The sequence below is a fragment of the Streptomyces sp. NPDC056452 genome (assembly GCF_042796085.1).
Classification (GTDB): Bacteria; Actinomycetota; Actinomycetes; order Streptomycetales; family Streptomycetaceae; genus Streptomyces.
In genome coordinates this window covers 1-14,335 of the sequence record NZ_JBHTRI010000061.1, presented here as the reverse complement: position 1 = coordinate 14,335, position 14,335 = coordinate 1, and the positions used below count along the sequence as shown (strand labels likewise).

13 protein-coding genes are annotated in these 14,335 nt (G+C 71.3%); 12 read left to right on the top strand and 1 reads right to left on the bottom strand.

Annotated features, from left to right (window positions below; genetic code table 11):
- Positions 1–83 precede the first annotated feature (83 nt).
- From ACFQ6X_RS34610 to ACFQ6X_RS34590, 5 genes are all read left to right on the top strand, one after another.
- Positions 84–1,007: an ABC transporter permease gene (locus tag ACFQ6X_RS34610; RefSeq protein WP_383187791.1), complete on the top strand. Its 924-nt coding sequence runs from the start codon at positions 84–86 to the stop codon at positions 1,005–1,007.
- Positions 1,000–1,980 (top strand): ABC transporter permease, encoded by a 981-nt coding sequence (locus tag ACFQ6X_RS34605; RefSeq protein ID WP_383187788.1) that lies wholly within the window; start codon positions 1,000–1,002, stop codon positions 1,978–1,980. Before ACFQ6X_RS34610 ends, ACFQ6X_RS34605 begins: the two co-directional genes overlap by 8 nt.
- Positions 1,981–1,993: 13 nt before the next feature.
- Positions 1,994–2,971: an ABC transporter ATP-binding protein gene (locus ACFQ6X_RS34600; RefSeq protein WP_329207735.1), complete on the top strand. Its 978-nt coding sequence runs from the start codon at positions 1,994–1,996 to the stop codon at positions 2,969–2,971.
- The gene (locus tag ACFQ6X_RS34595; RefSeq protein WP_383187785.1) at positions 2,961–4,157 is read left to right on the top strand and encodes an ABC transporter ATP-binding protein; all 1,197 of its coding nucleotides are present in this window, start codon (positions 2,961–2,963) and stop codon (positions 4,155–4,157) included. The genes ACFQ6X_RS34600 and ACFQ6X_RS34595 overlap by 11 nt, the downstream gene beginning before the upstream one ends.
- A gap of 207 nt (positions 4,158–4,364) precedes the next feature.
- A complete protein-coding gene (locus ACFQ6X_RS34590; RefSeq protein ID WP_383187783.1) occupies positions 4,365–5,486 on the top strand; it encodes a hypothetical protein in 1,122 nt (373 codons plus the stop codon).
- 3 nt (positions 5,487–5,489) lie between these two features.
- Here the strand turns inward: ACFQ6X_RS34590 and ACFQ6X_RS34585 are convergent, their stop codons facing one another.
- Positions 5,490–7,610 (bottom strand): alpha/beta fold hydrolase, encoded by a 2,121-nt coding sequence (locus tag ACFQ6X_RS34585; RefSeq protein WP_383187780.1) that lies wholly within the window; start codon positions 7,608–7,610, stop codon positions 5,490–5,492.
- 166 nt (positions 7,611–7,776) lie between these two features.
- On the opposite strand from ACFQ6X_RS34585, the gene ACFQ6X_RS34580 reads away from it, so the two are divergent.
- From ACFQ6X_RS34580 to ACFQ6X_RS34550, 7 genes are all read left to right on the top strand, one after another.
- Positions 7,777–7,971, top strand: coding sequence for a hypothetical protein (locus ACFQ6X_RS34580; protein WP_329207729.1), 195 nt, complete (start codon positions 7,777–7,779; stop codon positions 7,969–7,971).
- A 45-nt stretch (positions 7,972–8,016) separates the two neighbouring features.
- Complete coding sequence (gene mshB, locus ACFQ6X_RS34575; protein WP_383187777.1) at positions 8,017–8,934, top strand: N-acetyl-1-D-myo-inositol-2-amino-2-deoxy-alpha-D-glucopyranoside deacetylase; 918 nt, start codon at positions 8,017–8,019, stop codon at positions 8,932–8,934.
- On the top strand, positions 8,931–9,392 hold the full coding sequence (locus ACFQ6X_RS34570; protein ID WP_383187774.1) for a DUF6113 family protein: 462 nt from the start codon (positions 8,931–8,933) through the stop codon (positions 9,390–9,392). Before mshB ends, ACFQ6X_RS34570 begins: the two co-directional genes overlap by 4 nt.
- A gap of 175 nt (positions 9,393–9,567) precedes the next feature.
- A complete protein-coding gene (locus ACFQ6X_RS34565; RefSeq protein WP_383187771.1) occupies positions 9,568–11,730 on the top strand; it encodes a hypothetical protein in 2,163 nt (720 codons plus the stop codon).
- 325 nt (positions 11,731–12,055) lie between these two features.
- Positions 12,056–13,168, top strand: a complete 1,113-nt coding sequence (locus tag ACFQ6X_RS34560; protein ID WP_383187793.1) for a sensor histidine kinase — start codon at positions 12,056–12,058, stop codon at positions 13,166–13,168.
- Positions 13,165–13,776, top strand: coding sequence for a response regulator transcription factor (locus tag ACFQ6X_RS34555; RefSeq protein WP_383187768.1), 612 nt, complete (start codon positions 13,165–13,167; stop codon positions 13,774–13,776). The genes ACFQ6X_RS34560 and ACFQ6X_RS34555 overlap by 4 nt, the downstream gene beginning before the upstream one ends.
- Before the next feature lie 29 nt (positions 13,777–13,805).
- Positions 13,806–14,243, top strand: a complete 438-nt coding sequence (locus tag ACFQ6X_RS34550; protein WP_383187765.1) for a VOC family protein — start codon at positions 13,806–13,808, stop codon at positions 14,241–14,243.
- The last annotated feature ends 92 nt before the right edge of the window (positions 14,244–14,335 follow it).

The window sequence follows — 14,335 nt, the reverse complement described above, 5'->3', positions numbered from 1 at the left end:
ACGTGGTGCTCCATCGTGGCGACCGCACCGGCCGCCCGGCTTCCCGGTCCCTCCGCTGTTCGCCCCGACCCCCGGAGCCCTTCATGGGACGTTATGTGATCCGGCGGCTGCTGCAGATGATCCCGGTCTTCTTCGGCACCACGCTGTTGATCTTCCTCATGGTGAACGTGATGGGCGACCCCATCGCGGGCCTCTGCGGCGACCGCCAGTGCGACCCCGCGACCGCCGCCCAGCTGCGCACCGAATTCGGTCTCGACAAGCCGGTCTGGCAGCAATACCTGACCTACATGGGCCACATCTTCACCGGGGACTTCGGCACCGCGTTCAACGGGCAGGAGGTCACGGAGCTGATGGCCACGGCCTTCCCCATCACCATCCGGCTCACCATCGTCGCGATCGTGTTCGAGATCGTCATCGGCATCAGCCTCGGCGTCGTCACCGGACTCCACCGCGGGCGGCCCGTGGACACCGGGGTGCTCATCCTGACCCTCGTCGTCATCGCCGTCCCCACCTTCGTCACCGGCCTGCTGCTCCAGCTCCTCCTCGGGGTGGAGTGGGGGATCATCAAACCGTCCGTCTCCCCCGAGGCGCCGCTCGACGAACTCATCGTCCCCGGCCTCGTCCTGGCCTCCGTCTCCCTGGCCTACGTCACCCGCCTCACCAGGACCTCGATCGCCGAGAACGCCCGCGCCGACTACGTCCGTACCGCCGTGGCCAAGGGTCTTCCCCGGCGCCGGGTCGTGGTCAGGCACCTGCTGCGCAACTCCCTCATCCCCGTCGTCACCTTCATCGGTACGGACGTGGGAGCCCTGATGGGCGGGGCCATCGTCACCGAGCGCATCTTCAACATCCACGGAGTCGGCTACCAGCTCTACCAGGGCATCCTGCGCCAGAACACGCAGACCGTCGTCGGGTTCGTCACCGTGCTGGTCCTCGTCTTCCTCGCGGCGAACCTGATCGTCGACCTCCTGTACGCCGTACTCGACCCGAGGATCCGCTATGCCTGAGCCTCAGCAGCCGTTCGACGAAGCGATCTCGGGGGCCGGAGCCGGCGGTGCGATGGACCTGGCGGTCGACGAGGGCACCACCCTGGAGAAGACGCCCGGCGGCCCCGAGGGGACCGGCCCCTCCGGCAAGCCGCGCAGTCTGTGGTCCGACGCCTGGCGCGATCTGCGCCGCAACCCGGTCTTCATCATCTCCGGGCTGATCATCCTCTTCCTGGTGATCATCTCGATCTGGCCGTCGCTCATCACCGACCAGGACCCGCTCGACTGCGATCTGAGCAAGGCCCAGGAGGGATCCCAGCCCGGTCACCCCTTCGGCTTCGACGGACAGGGCTGCGACGTCTACACCCGTACCGTCTACGGGGCGCGGACCTCGGTCACCGTCGGCGTCTGCTCCACGCTCGGCGTCTCCCTGCTCGGCGGTGTGCTCGGCGGCCTCGCCGGCTTCTACGGAGGCAAGGGCGACGCCATCCTCTCCCGCATCACGGACGTCTTCTTCGGCATCCCGGTCGTCCTCGGCGGCCTGGTGTTCCTCTCCGTGGTCACCAGCTCCACCGTCTGGCCCGTGATCGGCTTCATCGTGCTGCTGGGCTGGCCCCAGATCGCCCGCATCGCACGAGGCTCCGTCATCACCGCCAAACAGAACGACTACGTCCAGGCGGCGCGGGCGCTGGGCGCCTCCAACTCGCGGATGATGCTTCGGCACATCACCCCCAACGCCATCGCCCCGGTGATCGTCGTCGCGACGATCGCGCTGGGTACGTACATCTCGCTGGAGGCGACCCTTTCGTACCTGGGTGTGGGCCTGAAACCGCCGGCCGTCTCCTGGGGCATCGACATCTCCGCCGCCTCCCAGTACGTCCGAAACGCGCCGCACATGCTGCTCTGGCCCGCCGGTGCGCTGGCGATCACGGTGCTCGCCTTCATCATGCTCGGCGACGCGGTGCGCGACGCCCTCGACCCCAAGCTGCGCTGAGGAGCCCGCTGCCATGTTGCTCGAAGTGCGCGATCTGCACGTGGAGTTCCACACCCGCGAGGGGGTGGCCAAGGCCGTCAACGGGGTCAACTACTCGGTGGCCGAGGGCGAGACGCTCGCCGTCCTCGGCGAGTCGGGCTCGGGCAAGTCGGTCACCGCCCAGGCGATCATGGGCATCCTCGACATGCCGCCCGGGAAGATCAGCGGGGGCGAGATCCTCTTCAAGGACCGCGACCTGCTGAAGCTCAAGGGCGAGGAACGGCGCAGGGTCCGCGGCCAGGAGATGGCCATGATCTTCCAGGACGCGCTGTCCTCGCTGAACCCGGTGCTGAGCGTGGGGCAGCAGCTGGGCGAGATGTTCGTCGTGCACCGCGGGATGTCCCGCAAGGACGCGAAGGCCAAGTCCATCGAGCTGATGGACCGGGTGCGCATCCCGGCCGCCAAGGAGCGGGTCGGGAACTTCCCGCACCAGTTCTCCGGCGGTATGCGCCAGCGCATCATGATCGCCATGGCGATGGCGCTGGAACCCTCGCTGATCATCGCCGACGAGCCGACCACCGCCCTGGACGTGACGGTCCAGGCCCAGGTGATGGAGCTGCTCGCCGAACTGCAGCGCGAGCTGAACATGGGGCTGATCCTCATCACCCACGACCTCGGTGTGGTGGCCGACGTCGCCGACAAGATCGCCGTGATGTACGCGGGCCGGATCGTCGAGACCTCGCCCGTCCACGAGATCTACAAGGCACCCGCCCACCCGTACACCAAGGGCCTCCTCCGGTCGATCCCGCGCCTGGACCAGAAGGGCCAGGACCTGTACGCGATCAAGGGGCTCCCGCCCAACCTGCTGCACATCCCGCCCGGCTGCGCCTTCCACCCGCGCTGCCCGATGGCCCAGGCCGTGTGCCGTACGGACGTACCGCCGCTGTACACCGTGGACGAGAGCCGCCGGAGCGCCTGCCACTTCTGGAAGGAGACGCTCGATGCACGCTGAGGACCCGAGCCGTAGGGGCGTCACCGCCGGGGGCTCCACCCTGGTCTCCGAGGTGCGCGAGAGCGGCCCCGTGCGGCCGTACGCGGAGGGCGACCCGATCCTGGAGGTGCGCGGCCTGGTCAAGCACTACCCGCTCACCCGGGGCATCCTCTTCAAGAAGCAGATCGGGGCGGTCAAGGCCGTCGACGGGGTCGACTTCGATCTGGCGGCGGGCGAGACGCTCGGCATCGTGGGCGAGTCCGGCTGCGGCAAGTCGACCGTCGCCAAGATGCTGGTGCACCTGGAGCCGCCCACCGGGGGCTCCATCCGCTACAAGGGCGAGGACGTCACCAAGCTGTCGGGCCGTGCGCTGAAGGCCGTGCGCCGCAACATCCAGATGGTGTTCCAGGACCCGTACACCTCGCTGAACCCGCGCATGACGGTCGGCGACATCATCGGGGAGCCGTACGAGATCCACCCCGAGGTGGCACCCAAGGGGAGCCGGCGCCAGAAGGTGCAGGACCTGCTCGACGTCGTCGGTCTGAACCCGGAGTACATCAACCGGTATCCGCACCAGTTCTCCGGCGGTCAGCGCCAGCGCATCGGCATCGCCCGCGGTCTCGCGCTCAACCCGGAGATCATCGTCGCCGACGAGCCGGTGTCCGCGCTCGACGTGTCGGTCCAGGCCCAGGTGGTCAACCTGCTCGACCGGCTGCAGGCGGAGTTCAGCCTGAGCTTCCTGTTCATCGCGCACGACCTGTCGATCGTCCGGCACATCTCGGACCGGGTCGGCGTCATGTACCTCGGCCGGATCGTCGAGATCGGCACGGACGAGGAGATCTACGACCACCCCACGCACCCGTACACGCAGGCGCTGCTGTCCGCCGTTCCGGTGCCGGACCCGACGGCCCGCGAGTACCGCGAGCGGATCATCCTGCACGGCGACGTCCCGTCCCCGGCGAACATCCCGTCGGGCTGCCGTTTCCGTACGCGCTGCTGGAAGGCGCAGGAGCGGTGCGAGCTGGAGGTGCCGCTGCTGGCCGTCCCCGCGGTGTTCCGGGAGACGGACACACCGGCCAGGCACGACTCGGCCTGTCACTTCGCCGAGGAGAAGCAGGTGGTACCGCCGGAGGGGATCCTGGAGACCCCCGAACCGGAGGACGCGCCGCCGCCCCTGCGCAAGGACGATCCGGGAGAAAAGAAATGATAAAAGGGCATCACATTCGTTAACACAGAGGCAACTTGACTGTCGTCGCACCGATATACGAACGCACCACCATGAAGAACGTACGGCCGTGCGGGTGCCGTGAACCGGCCGGGGTGCTCATCACGTCGCCCCGGCCGGTTTCCCGTTCCCCGCCTTTCCCCACAGGTCCCCTTGTTCAACGGCGGACCGCGGTGGAGTATCGCTGGGGTGATACTCACCCGGGGAGCCAGAATCACCGGTGCGGTGCTGTGCGCCGTACTGGGCGTCATCGTCGCGGGCTGGATCGTGCGGGACGTCCGGGCGGCCGGCGACCCGCTGGACCTGCTGCGCTACTGGGCCGGCTACACCGACGCACGGCCCGAATCGCTGCCCGCGACGGCGCAGTCCGACATCGTGCTCCTCGCCGTCTACGTCCTCGCCATGATCGCCGCCCTGCGTTCCTCGGTGGCCGCTTCGGCGCTCGTCGCCACCGGCGTGGTCACGCTTGCCCTGCGGCTGCCCGGCGTCTGGACCACCGGCGCTTCCTGGATGGACGGGCGCTACGGCGACGAGCTGCGCACCCGCGCCCTCCTCGGCACCTTCGTCGCGCTGGCCGCCGGGCTCGCGCTCGTCGTCACCGGTGCGGCGGGCCGCAGGCCGTCCGCGGACTTCTACGAACCGGGACCCACCCGGCCCGGCCAGGGAGCCGCGGTCGTCGCCTTCCTGGTGCTCGGCGCCTCGGGCGCCGTGCTGATCGCCTGGGAGATCCGCCAGTTCGTCACGCTGCCGTCCGCGGTGTATCCCGACTGGTTCATCGGCGGGGACGCCGTCCGGGTCGAGCTGACCAGTGCGCCGCCCGGCTGGAGCAGCGTGGCGCTCGCGGTGCTCTGCCTCGTCGTCGCGTTCACCGCGCTCTTCCACGCCGTACACGCCCGCCCGTTCGGCATGATCGCCGCCGCGTTCCTGCTGCTCTCCGGAGGTCTCGGGATCGCCCGGGCCGTGCACCACGAGATGCTCGACCGCTTCGGGGACCTGGGGACCGAGTACCAGCTCATCGTGCTGACCTCGTTCTTCCTCGCCCTCGCCGGGGCGGCGGGACTGATCGCGCTGTCCCGCAGAGGCTTCGAGGACGCGGACGGGGACAGCAGGGGCTACGACGGCTACGGAGCGGGCGGATACGGCCCGCCGCCCGGCGACGGCTACGGATACCCGCAGGGCCCCGGCCGGGGCCCCGCTCCGGGGTACGGCTACCCGCAGGCGCAGCCGCCAGGACCGGGCCCCGGCTACGGGCCGCCCCCGGGCGGCGGATTCGGCCCTCCGCCGCCCTCGTCCCCGCCGCCCGCCTGGTGACGCCTACGACAGCCCGAGCGACCGCCTGAGGAAGTCCACCTGGAGCAGGAGCAGATTCTCCGCCACCTGCTCCTGGGGGGTCATGTGCGTCACCCCGCTCAGCGGCAGCACCTCGTGCGGCCGTCCCGCCGACAGCAGCGCCGACGACAGCCGCAGCGCATGGGCGACGACCACGTTGTCGTCGGCCAGACCGTGGACGATCATCATCGGCCGCACTTCGTCGGCGGGCCGGGACAGCCCCTCGTCCGTCACCAGGGAGTTGTACGCGTACACCTCGGGCTGCGCCGCGGGGTCGCCGAGATAGCGCTCCGTGTAGTGGGTGTCGTACAGCCGCCAGTCCGTCACCGGGGCGCCCACGACAGCGGCATGGAAGACATCGGGGCGCCGCAGCACCGCGAGCGCCGACAGGTAGCCGCCGTAGGACCAGCCACGCATCGCCACCTTCGAGAGATCCAGCGGGAACCGTCCGGCCAGTGAGTGCAGGGCCTCGATCTGGTCGTCCAGGGTGAGGGCGAAGTCGTCCCTGACCGCTTTCTCCCAGCCGGGCGAGCGCCCCGGCGCGCCGCGGCCGTCCGCGACGATCACGGCGAACCCCTGGTCGGCGAACCACTGGGACGTGAGATGCGCATTGTGCGCGGCGACGACCCGGCGGCCGTGCGGTCCGCCGTACGGGTCCATCAGGACCGGCAGGGGGCCGTCGGACTCCTTGTAGCCGGAGGGGAGCAGCACGGCGCACGGAATCCGCTGTGCGCCCCCCTCCGTCAGCTGCACCCGGGCCGTCAGCACCGGCTCCTGGGCGTGGCTGGCGACGGTCGCGGCCCGCCTGCCGTCCCGCAGGACCCGTACCACCGTTCCCGGGTGCTCCAGGGAGGCCGAGAGCAGCACCGTCACTCCGCCCGAGCGCACCGCGGAGTGCACCCCCACGCCTTCGGAGACCCGCTCGACGCCCAGCTCGTTCACCCGGTACACATGGCTCTGCCCGGTCTCCGGATCCGCCGCCTTCTCGCCCGCTGTCGCCGACACCAGGATGTCCGACTCCCCGATGTCCAGCACCGACTGGATGTGCAGCTGGGCCCCGGTCAGCGGCCGGTCGCCGACCGACAGCACCCGCGCGCCGCCCTCGTCCGCGATCCGTACGAGCCGCCCGTCCGGCGCCCACGCGGGTACACCGTCGAAAAGATCGAGCCAGACAGCGTCCTCGTCGACATGCACCGTACGGGTCGTTCCGCTCTCCGTGTCCACGGCCAGATGCAGCTGACTGCGCTGGTCACGGGCCTGCACCAGGATCAGCGGTGCCCCGTTCGACGACCAGTGCACCCGGGCCAGGTACGGGAAGCGGGTCCGGTCCCAGACAATCTCGGTACGTGCCCCGTCCAGACTCATCACGAAGAGCCGCACCTCGGCATTGGCCGTCCCCGCGGCCGGATAGCCGACCTCTGCGGGCTTGTTGCCCGGGTGCGCGGGGTCGGCGATCCACCACCGCTGGACGGCGCTGTCGTCGACCCGGGCGACCAGCAGGCGGTCCGAATCGGGCGACCACCAAAAGCCCCGGTAGCGGCTCATCTCCTCCGCCGCCACGAACTCGGCGAGCCCGTACGAGGTGTGCGTGTCCTCCGGCTCGGCGACGGCACGGTCCCCGTCGCCCGATGCCCCCACGACCCGCAGGGCGCCGCGGGTGACATAGGCGATGTGCCTGCCGTCCGGGGAGGGGCGCGGGTCGATCACCGGGCCCGGAACCGGCAGGGCGCGCGCCGTGCCGGCCCGCAACTCGGCCACGTACACCTTGCCGGAGAGGGCGAACGCCGCCAACTCGGCCGCATCGTCCACCGCGTAGCCGACGATGCCCGCCGAACCCTCCCGCACCCGTTCGCGCCTGGCCCGCTCCTGCGGCGACAGCTTCTCCGCCGAACCCCCCAGCAGGGCCTCGGGGTCGGCGGCGATCCGCTCCTCACCGGTACCCGGGTCCAGCACCCAGAGACGGTTGGCCCGGTCCGTGCCGGACGACGAGCGGAGGAAGACCACCCGCGTCCCATCCGGTGAGACGGTGAAGGCCCGGGGTGCGCCCAGAGTGAACCGCTGGGTCCGGGCGTGCTGGCGGGCGAAGGACAGCTTCTGCGAGGTCATGGCTCCGAACCTAGCCCGGAGGGAGCCGCACGTGCGCCCCTCGTGCTGCTGTGCCCCGATCAATGCGTTGGCACGGATAGTTATGATCCGTAGCGCTCGGTGGGTATGAACCTGCTGGCTCCATGTGTGCTGCCCGTCCCGACCGTACTGATGGAGGTGAACCGCCGTGGCACTCTCGATTTCGGCGGTGGTGCTGCTGGCGATCGTCGTCTTCCTGCTGATCCGGAAATCCGGACTGAAGGGCGGACATGCGGTGGTCTGCGTGTTGCTCGGGTTCTATCTTGCGAGCTCGTCGATCGCGCCGACCATCTCGGAGGTGACGTCGAACGTGGCAGGCATGATCGGGGGCATCAAGTTCTGAGGTGGGGAGTCGGCCCGCACGGGGGCGGGCTCGTAGGGTGGACCCATGAAGGACCTTCCTGCCCGCCGTCTGCTCCTGGTGCACGCGCACCCCGACGACGAGTCGATCAACAACGGCGCCACCATGGCCAGGTACGCGGCCGAGGGCGTCCACGTCACCCTGGTGACGTGCACGCTCGGCGAGGAGGGCGAGGTCATCCCGCCGGACCTGGCGCACCTTGCCGCGGACCGCGACGACGCCCTGGGCGCCCACCGCGTCGGTGAACTCGCCGCCGCGATGAAGGAGCTCGGGGTCACCGACCACCGCTTCCTGGGCGGCCCCGGCCGCTTCCGCGACTCCGGAATGATGGGCACCGAGCAGAACCACAGGTCCGGCGCCTTCTGGGACGCGGACCTGGACGGCGCGGCCGGGCACCTCGTCGAGGTGATCCGCTCCGTGCGCCCCCAGGTCCTGGTCACCTACGACCCCGACGGCGGCTACGGCCACCCCGACCACATCCAGGCACACCGCGTCGCGATGCGCGCGGCAGAACTGGCCGCGGACCCCGCGTACGGCGACCCCGCCGGCGCCCCGCACACGATTGCGAAGATCTACTGGAACCGGGTGCCGCGGTCCGTGGCCGAGGAGGCCTTCGCCCGGCTCCGGGACGCCGCCCCTGACGCCTTCCCGGGGATCGCCGCCGTCGACGACGTGCCCGGCGTGGTGGACGACGCGGAGATCACCGCGGAGATCGACGGCTCGGCGTACGCCGCCGCGAAGACCGCGGCGATGAGGGCGCATGCCACCCAGATCGCCGTGGACGGGCCGTTCTTCGCTCTTTCGAACGACCTCGGGCAGCCCGTTTTCACCACCGAGTACTACCAGTTGGTGCGCGGGACCCGCGGCAGGGACGATGATGCCCGGGAGCACGACCTCTTCGCAGGCGTGCCGGACGTGGCGGCAGCACCGGGAGCACAGGCATGAGCAGCAGGCAGAGACAGCGGGCCGCATCGCAGTCGCCGCGCACCAACGCGCCGCCCGGAGGCCCCGGGCAGAGCGGTCTCGCCGCACCTCTCAACCCCGCACGGATCGCCCTGTACGTCGGTCTCGCGGTGCTGGGCGCCGTCGTCGGGCTCGCGGGCGCACTCGTCCAAGCGGGCCTGTTCCCGGGAGGGTTGCTGCTCGCGCTCGCCGCGTCGGCCGGACTGTTCTACGGGGGCCGGGTGCTCGCCCGGACCCAGCTCGGTGCGCTGGCACCGGCGGTGGGCTGGTTCATCGCCGTCGTCGTCCTGCTCAGCGGCCGTCCCGAGGGCGACTACGTCTTCGGTGAGGAGATCGGTCTGACGCTCTTCATGCTCGGCGGCATGGGTGTCGCTGTGATGTGTGCCACCATGTCGCGGCTGCCTTATTCGGCCACCAACACCGGCCGACCGGGCACGTGATGTGCCACATCCGCTCCCGGATTGCCCCCCTCCACGGTGAGGGGTGCATCCTTGTTTTCCCCGCGGGCGGAGAGTCTGTCGGCGGCGGCCAGTATGGTGGTGCGCGCGCCGAGCCGTCCCCTGGCCTGCGGCATGGGGGAAGTACGGGCGGCGGAGCCAATCGGGAGAACCTGCTTTGAGTCGTGAAACTGACAGTTCGTCCTCCGGGCCCCAGGGGCGCGGCGGAGCCGCGTACCCATCGGGTACGCCGCCGTACGGATCACGCCAGTATCCGTCGCTGCACCCGTCTCAGGACGGGCCGGAGGAGACTCCGGAGCCTGTGGATCCGCCTCGGCCCGAGGAGCCCAGAACCGAGACGACGCTGACGACGCGCATCCGGATCAACATCCCGGGTTCGCGTCCGATCCCGCCTGTCGTCGTACGTACGCCGATGAGTGACACCGGCACCTCCGGCGGCCGTCCGGACGCCGAGCGCACGGGCAGCACACCGAGGCCCGGCGCGCCCGCGCCGTCGTCCGGTGCTGCGGCGGGCGCCGGCGAGCGCGGCGGTTCGGGCCCCGACGCCCGGGACGGCCGGGCCGCCGAGGCGTCCGCCGAGAAGCCGGCCAGGGAGAAGAGCGGCAGCGACTGGTTCGCGCCGCGCAAGAACCCGGCGCCTGCGCCCGGCGCAGCGGCCCCCGGCCCTTCCGGCCCTCCTGCCGGCCCGTCCTCCACGGGCGGCGGACAGGGCGGCGGGCAGGGCCCGGCGCCGACACCGCCCCGTGCCGAACCGCCGTACTTCTCGGACGGTCCGCAGCCGGGCGCCCCGCGCCCCGGGCGCAGCGCCCTCGACGACATCGACGCGGACATTCCCGGTGGGCCCCGCTCCACGCCGAACCTCGGGGTGCGCACACCGGGTCCGTCCGGTCCGACCAACGGTCCGGTCACGGGCAGTTCGTCCCTGACGCCGAACCTCGACGGCATGCCCGGCATGGGCGGCCCGGCGGGTCCCGGCGGTCCGGCAGGCCCCAGGCCCGGCGGTCCGTCCCAGGGCGGCCCCGGCGGTCCGCTCGGCCCCGGTGGTCCCGGCGGCCCCTTCGGCCCCGGTGGTCCGTCCGGCCAGGGCGGACCCGGCGGCGTACCGCCCCGGATGTCCGACGACACGGCGATCCTGACGCCGCAGGCCGCGGCGCCCGCTCCCGGCCCCGCCGGCCATGTCTCCGGTGACACGCTCACGAGCGGCATCCCGGTCGTCCCGTCGGATTCGCGTCCGGCGTTCCCCGGTGGCCCCGGCGGCCCCCGTGCCGACCTGGGATCCGACGGCGCCATGGGCACCGGACCGGCAGGTCCGGGCCACCAGGCGGCCGCCCCGGCACCCAGGCCCGTACCGAAGGCCGCACCTCCCGCGAAGAAGGGCCGCTCCAAGCTGGTCCTCCTGGGTGCGGGCGTCTTCGTGCTGCTCGGCATCGCCTACGGCGCCGGACTGCTGATGAACCACTCCGAGGTCCCCAAGGGCACCACCGTCCTCGGCGTCGACATCGGCGGCGGCACGAAGGAGGAGGCGGTCACCAAGCTCGAGGCCGCCCTCGGGAAGCGCGCCGAGGCGCCCCTCCAGCTCTCCGTGGACGGCAAGGAGCAGAAGCTCGCCCCGGACAAGGCCGGACTCACCCTGGACAGCCAGGAGACCGTCCGCGGCGCCGCGGGCAGCGACTACAACCCGGTCTCGGTGATCAGCTCCCTGTTCGGCGGGGCACGCCCGGCCGACCCGGTGATCCCGGTCGACGAGGAGAAGCTCGGGGTCGCGCTGACCGACCTGGCGGGTGTCTCCGGATCCGCCAACGACGGCACGATCAAGTTCGAGCCGAACAAGGCCGTGGCCGTCCCCGGCAAGACCGGCAAGGCGCTGGACGTCAACCGGTCGATGATCTCCGTTCGCGATGCCTACCGCGCGCAGGTCCAGACCGGTAGGGCCGCCGTGGTCGAACTGCCCGTCGCCACCACCCAGCCCACGATCACCAAGGCCGAACTGGACCGGGCCATGAAGGAGTTCGCCGAGCCGGCGATGTCCGGGCTGGTCACCATCAAGGCCGGTCCCAAGCAGATCGACTTCGGTCCCGCGAGGTCCCTGCCGCAGATCCTGTCCATGAAGCCGGTCCAGGGCAAGCTGGTCGCGGTCTACGACAGGGAAGCGATCAACACCCTGCTGGACGGTGTCTTCGACGGCATCATGATCACCAAGGGCGACGGGAAGCAGCACGAGGTCAGCGCCACCGACGTGGCCCAGGCCATGCAGACCGCGCTGCTCGGCAAGACTCCCGCCGAGCGCACCGTCGCGATCAACCTCGGCGGCGAGGGCTGACCGGACGCTCCCTGTGGCCGCCCCTGTCCGGACTCCGGGCAGGGGCGGTGCCGTGTCGTCCCGGTCCGGCGGCTGCCACTGTCCGTCGTCCCGCCCCGGCCGGGACGACGGCGGCCCGGGCGGCAGTGCACGGGCGGGATCGCCGGTCCTCGCCGCGCCCGGCGTCGCCATCGGCTACCTTGCGAGCGGTGACGCGGTCCGCCCGGTCGCCCTTGGCCACCCATGCGTACCGGAAGGACACCGTGCGGGCGTGAGCGACGACGACGAGACGTACGCGGTGACGGCGGGCCCGCCGCAAGGCAGGCACCAGTTCGTCATCAAGCTGATGTGGATCGGCATCTGGCTCGCGTTCATGAGCGCACCGGTGAAGGACCTCCTCGGCGCAGACCACACGGGGTGGGCACGCGCGCTGGGCACCCTGGGGCTCGTGGTGTTCGTCGGGGTCTACCTCGTGCTGGTCTTCCGCCAGACGTCGAAAGGCATGGGACGGCATCGCGTCCTGTCCACGATCGCCTTCCTCGGCGCCCTCGCCGTACTCCTCGCGCTGACGTTCGGGGCCCCGTGGCTCGTCCTGTTCGTATACGTCTGCGTCTCGGCGGGCGCCACGCTGCCGATCCGGTACTCGCGTCTGCTGATCCCCCTGGTCTGCGCCGTGATGGTGGGGACCGGGCTCATCCTGCACGATGCCCGTGAGACCGTCACGGCGCTCGTCTTCCCCGCGCTCCTCGGCGGGTTCGCCATGACCGGCGTACGGCAGCTGATCCGCACGACCATCCAGCTGCGCGAGGCCCGCGCCACCGTCGCCCAGCTCGCCGCCAACGAGGAACGCCTGCGGCTCGCCCGCGATCTGCACGATCTGCTCGGGCACTCGCTCTCCCTGATCACGCTCAAGAGCGAACTGGCGGGCCGGCTGCTGCCCGGGGACCCCGACCGGGCGGCCGAGCAGGTCGCCGACATCGAACGGGTCAGCAGGCAGGCCCTCGTGGACGTGCGCAGCGCGGTCACGGGCTACCGGCGGCCGACCCTGCCCGGCGAACTGGCCGGGGCCCGTACCGCACTTGCCGCGGCGGGCATCACCGCCGACATACGGGCCGATGCCGCCGAAGGCGTGCCGGAGGAGCCGGAGGAGGTGCTCGCCTGGGGCATGCGGGAAGCGGTGACGAACGTCGTGCGCCACAGCGGTGCCCGGCGCTGCACGATCACCCTCACCCGGCGCCAGACCCTCGAAGGGCCCCTGCTCGAACTCGTCGTCGCCGACGACGGACGCGGCGCCCCGGGCCCGAAGGCGGGCAACGGGCTCACCGGCATCGCCGAGCGCCTGGCCGCGGTCGAGGGGACGCTCGTCACGGGACCGGCCGACGGCGGACCCGCCCCGGGCAAGGGCTTCGCACTGACCCTGTGCGTCCCCGTCACCTCCGGCCTAGGATCCACCGGATGAGCATGATCAGACTTCTCCTCGCCGAGGACCAGTCCATGGTGCGCGAGGCCCTGGCGGCACTCCTGGGCCTGGAGCCGGACATCGAGGTGGTCGCCCAGGTGGCCCGCGGGGACGAGGTGCTGGACGCGGCACGCGAACACCGCGTCGACGTCGCCCTCCTCGACATCGAGATGCCGGGCCGCACGGGAATCGAGGCGGCCGCCGAGCTTCACCGCGAGCTGCCCGGCGTCAAGATCGTCGTCGTCACCACCTTCGGACGCCCCGGCTATCTGCGCCGGGCCATGGAGGCGGGCGCGGACGCGTTCCTCGTCAAGGACGCCCCGGCGTCCCAGCTCGCCGCAGCCGTACGCAAGGTGCTGGCGGGCGAGCGGGTCATCGACCCGGCCCTTGCGGCTGCCGCGCTCGCCGACGGTGCGAGCCCGCTGACCGACCGCGAGCGCGATGTGCTGCGGGTGGCGGCGGACGGCTCCACCAACGCGGAGATCTCGGATGCGCTGCACCTCTCGCACGGGACCGTACGCAACTACCTGTCCACGGCGATCCAGAAGATGGCGGCCCGCAACCGCGCGGAGGCCGTCCGGATCGCCCGGGAGAAGGGCTGGCTCTAGGACCGGGCCGGCCGGTGAGGAAGGGAACCATGTCCACCAGATGGACTCTGACGATCGACTGCGCGCGTCCCGCGGAACTGGCCCGGTTCTGGGCGCTGGCGCTCGGATACGTGCAGAAGCCCCCGCCCGCCGGGTTCGCGAGCTGGGAGGCCTGGTTCACCCACCACGACATCCCGGAGGACGAGTGGGACGACGGCGCCTATCTGTCCGACCCGGACGGTGTGGGCCCCGCCCTGTCGTTCCAGAAGGTCCCGGAGTTCAAAGCGTCGAAGAACCGGGTGCACGTGGACGTGCAGGCCGGCGGTGGCCGCGAGACGCCCTGGGAGGTGCGGTGGCCGCGGGTCGTCGAGGCCCGGGAGCGGCTGACGGCCGCCGGTGCGACGGTGGTCGCGGAGTACGACATGCAGGGCAGGCCCGACCATGTGATGCTGGCGGACCCCGAGGGCAACGAGTTCTGCCTGGTCTGACTCCTGGGCCTCCCGCTCCGGTCCCGTTCCGCCCGACAGGGCACTGAGCGCGCAGAAGGAACGGGGCCCGGCCGCTCCCGGGCCAAGGGCCC

Coding starts and splice junctions, on each gene's coding strand:
- ACFQ6X_RS34610 (WP_383187791.1), top strand. CDS start 84: ATGGGACGTTATGTGATCCGGCGGCTGCTGCAGATGATCCCGGTCTTC.
- ACFQ6X_RS34605 (WP_383187788.1), top strand. CDS start 1,000: ATGCCTGAGCCTCAGCAGCCGTTCGACGAAGCGATCTCGGGGGCCGGA.
- ACFQ6X_RS34600 (WP_329207735.1), top strand. CDS start 1,994: ATGTTGCTCGAAGTGCGCGATCTGCACGTGGAGTTCCACACCCGCGAG.
- ACFQ6X_RS34595 (WP_383187785.1), top strand. CDS start 2,961: ATGCACGCTGAGGACCCGAGCCGTAGGGGCGTCACCGCCGGGGGCTCC.
- ACFQ6X_RS34585 (WP_383187780.1), bottom strand. CDS start 7,610: ATGACCTCGCAGAAGCTGTCCTTCGCCCGCCAGCACGCCCGGACCCAG.
- mshB (WP_383187777.1), top strand. CDS start 8,017: ATGAAGGACCTTCCTGCCCGCCGTCTGCTCCTGGTGCACGCGCACCCC.
- ACFQ6X_RS34570 (WP_383187774.1), top strand. CDS start 8,931: ATGAGCAGCAGGCAGAGACAGCGGGCCGCATCGCAGTCGCCGCGCACC.
- ACFQ6X_RS34560 (WP_383187793.1), top strand. CDS start 12,056: ATGTGGATCGGCATCTGGCTCGCGTTCATGAGCGCACCGGTGAAGGAC.
- ACFQ6X_RS34555 (WP_383187768.1), top strand. CDS start 13,165: ATGAGCATGATCAGACTTCTCCTCGCCGAGGACCAGTCCATGGTGCGC.
- ACFQ6X_RS34550 (WP_383187765.1), top strand. CDS start 13,806: ATGTCCACCAGATGGACTCTGACGATCGACTGCGCGCGTCCCGCGGAA.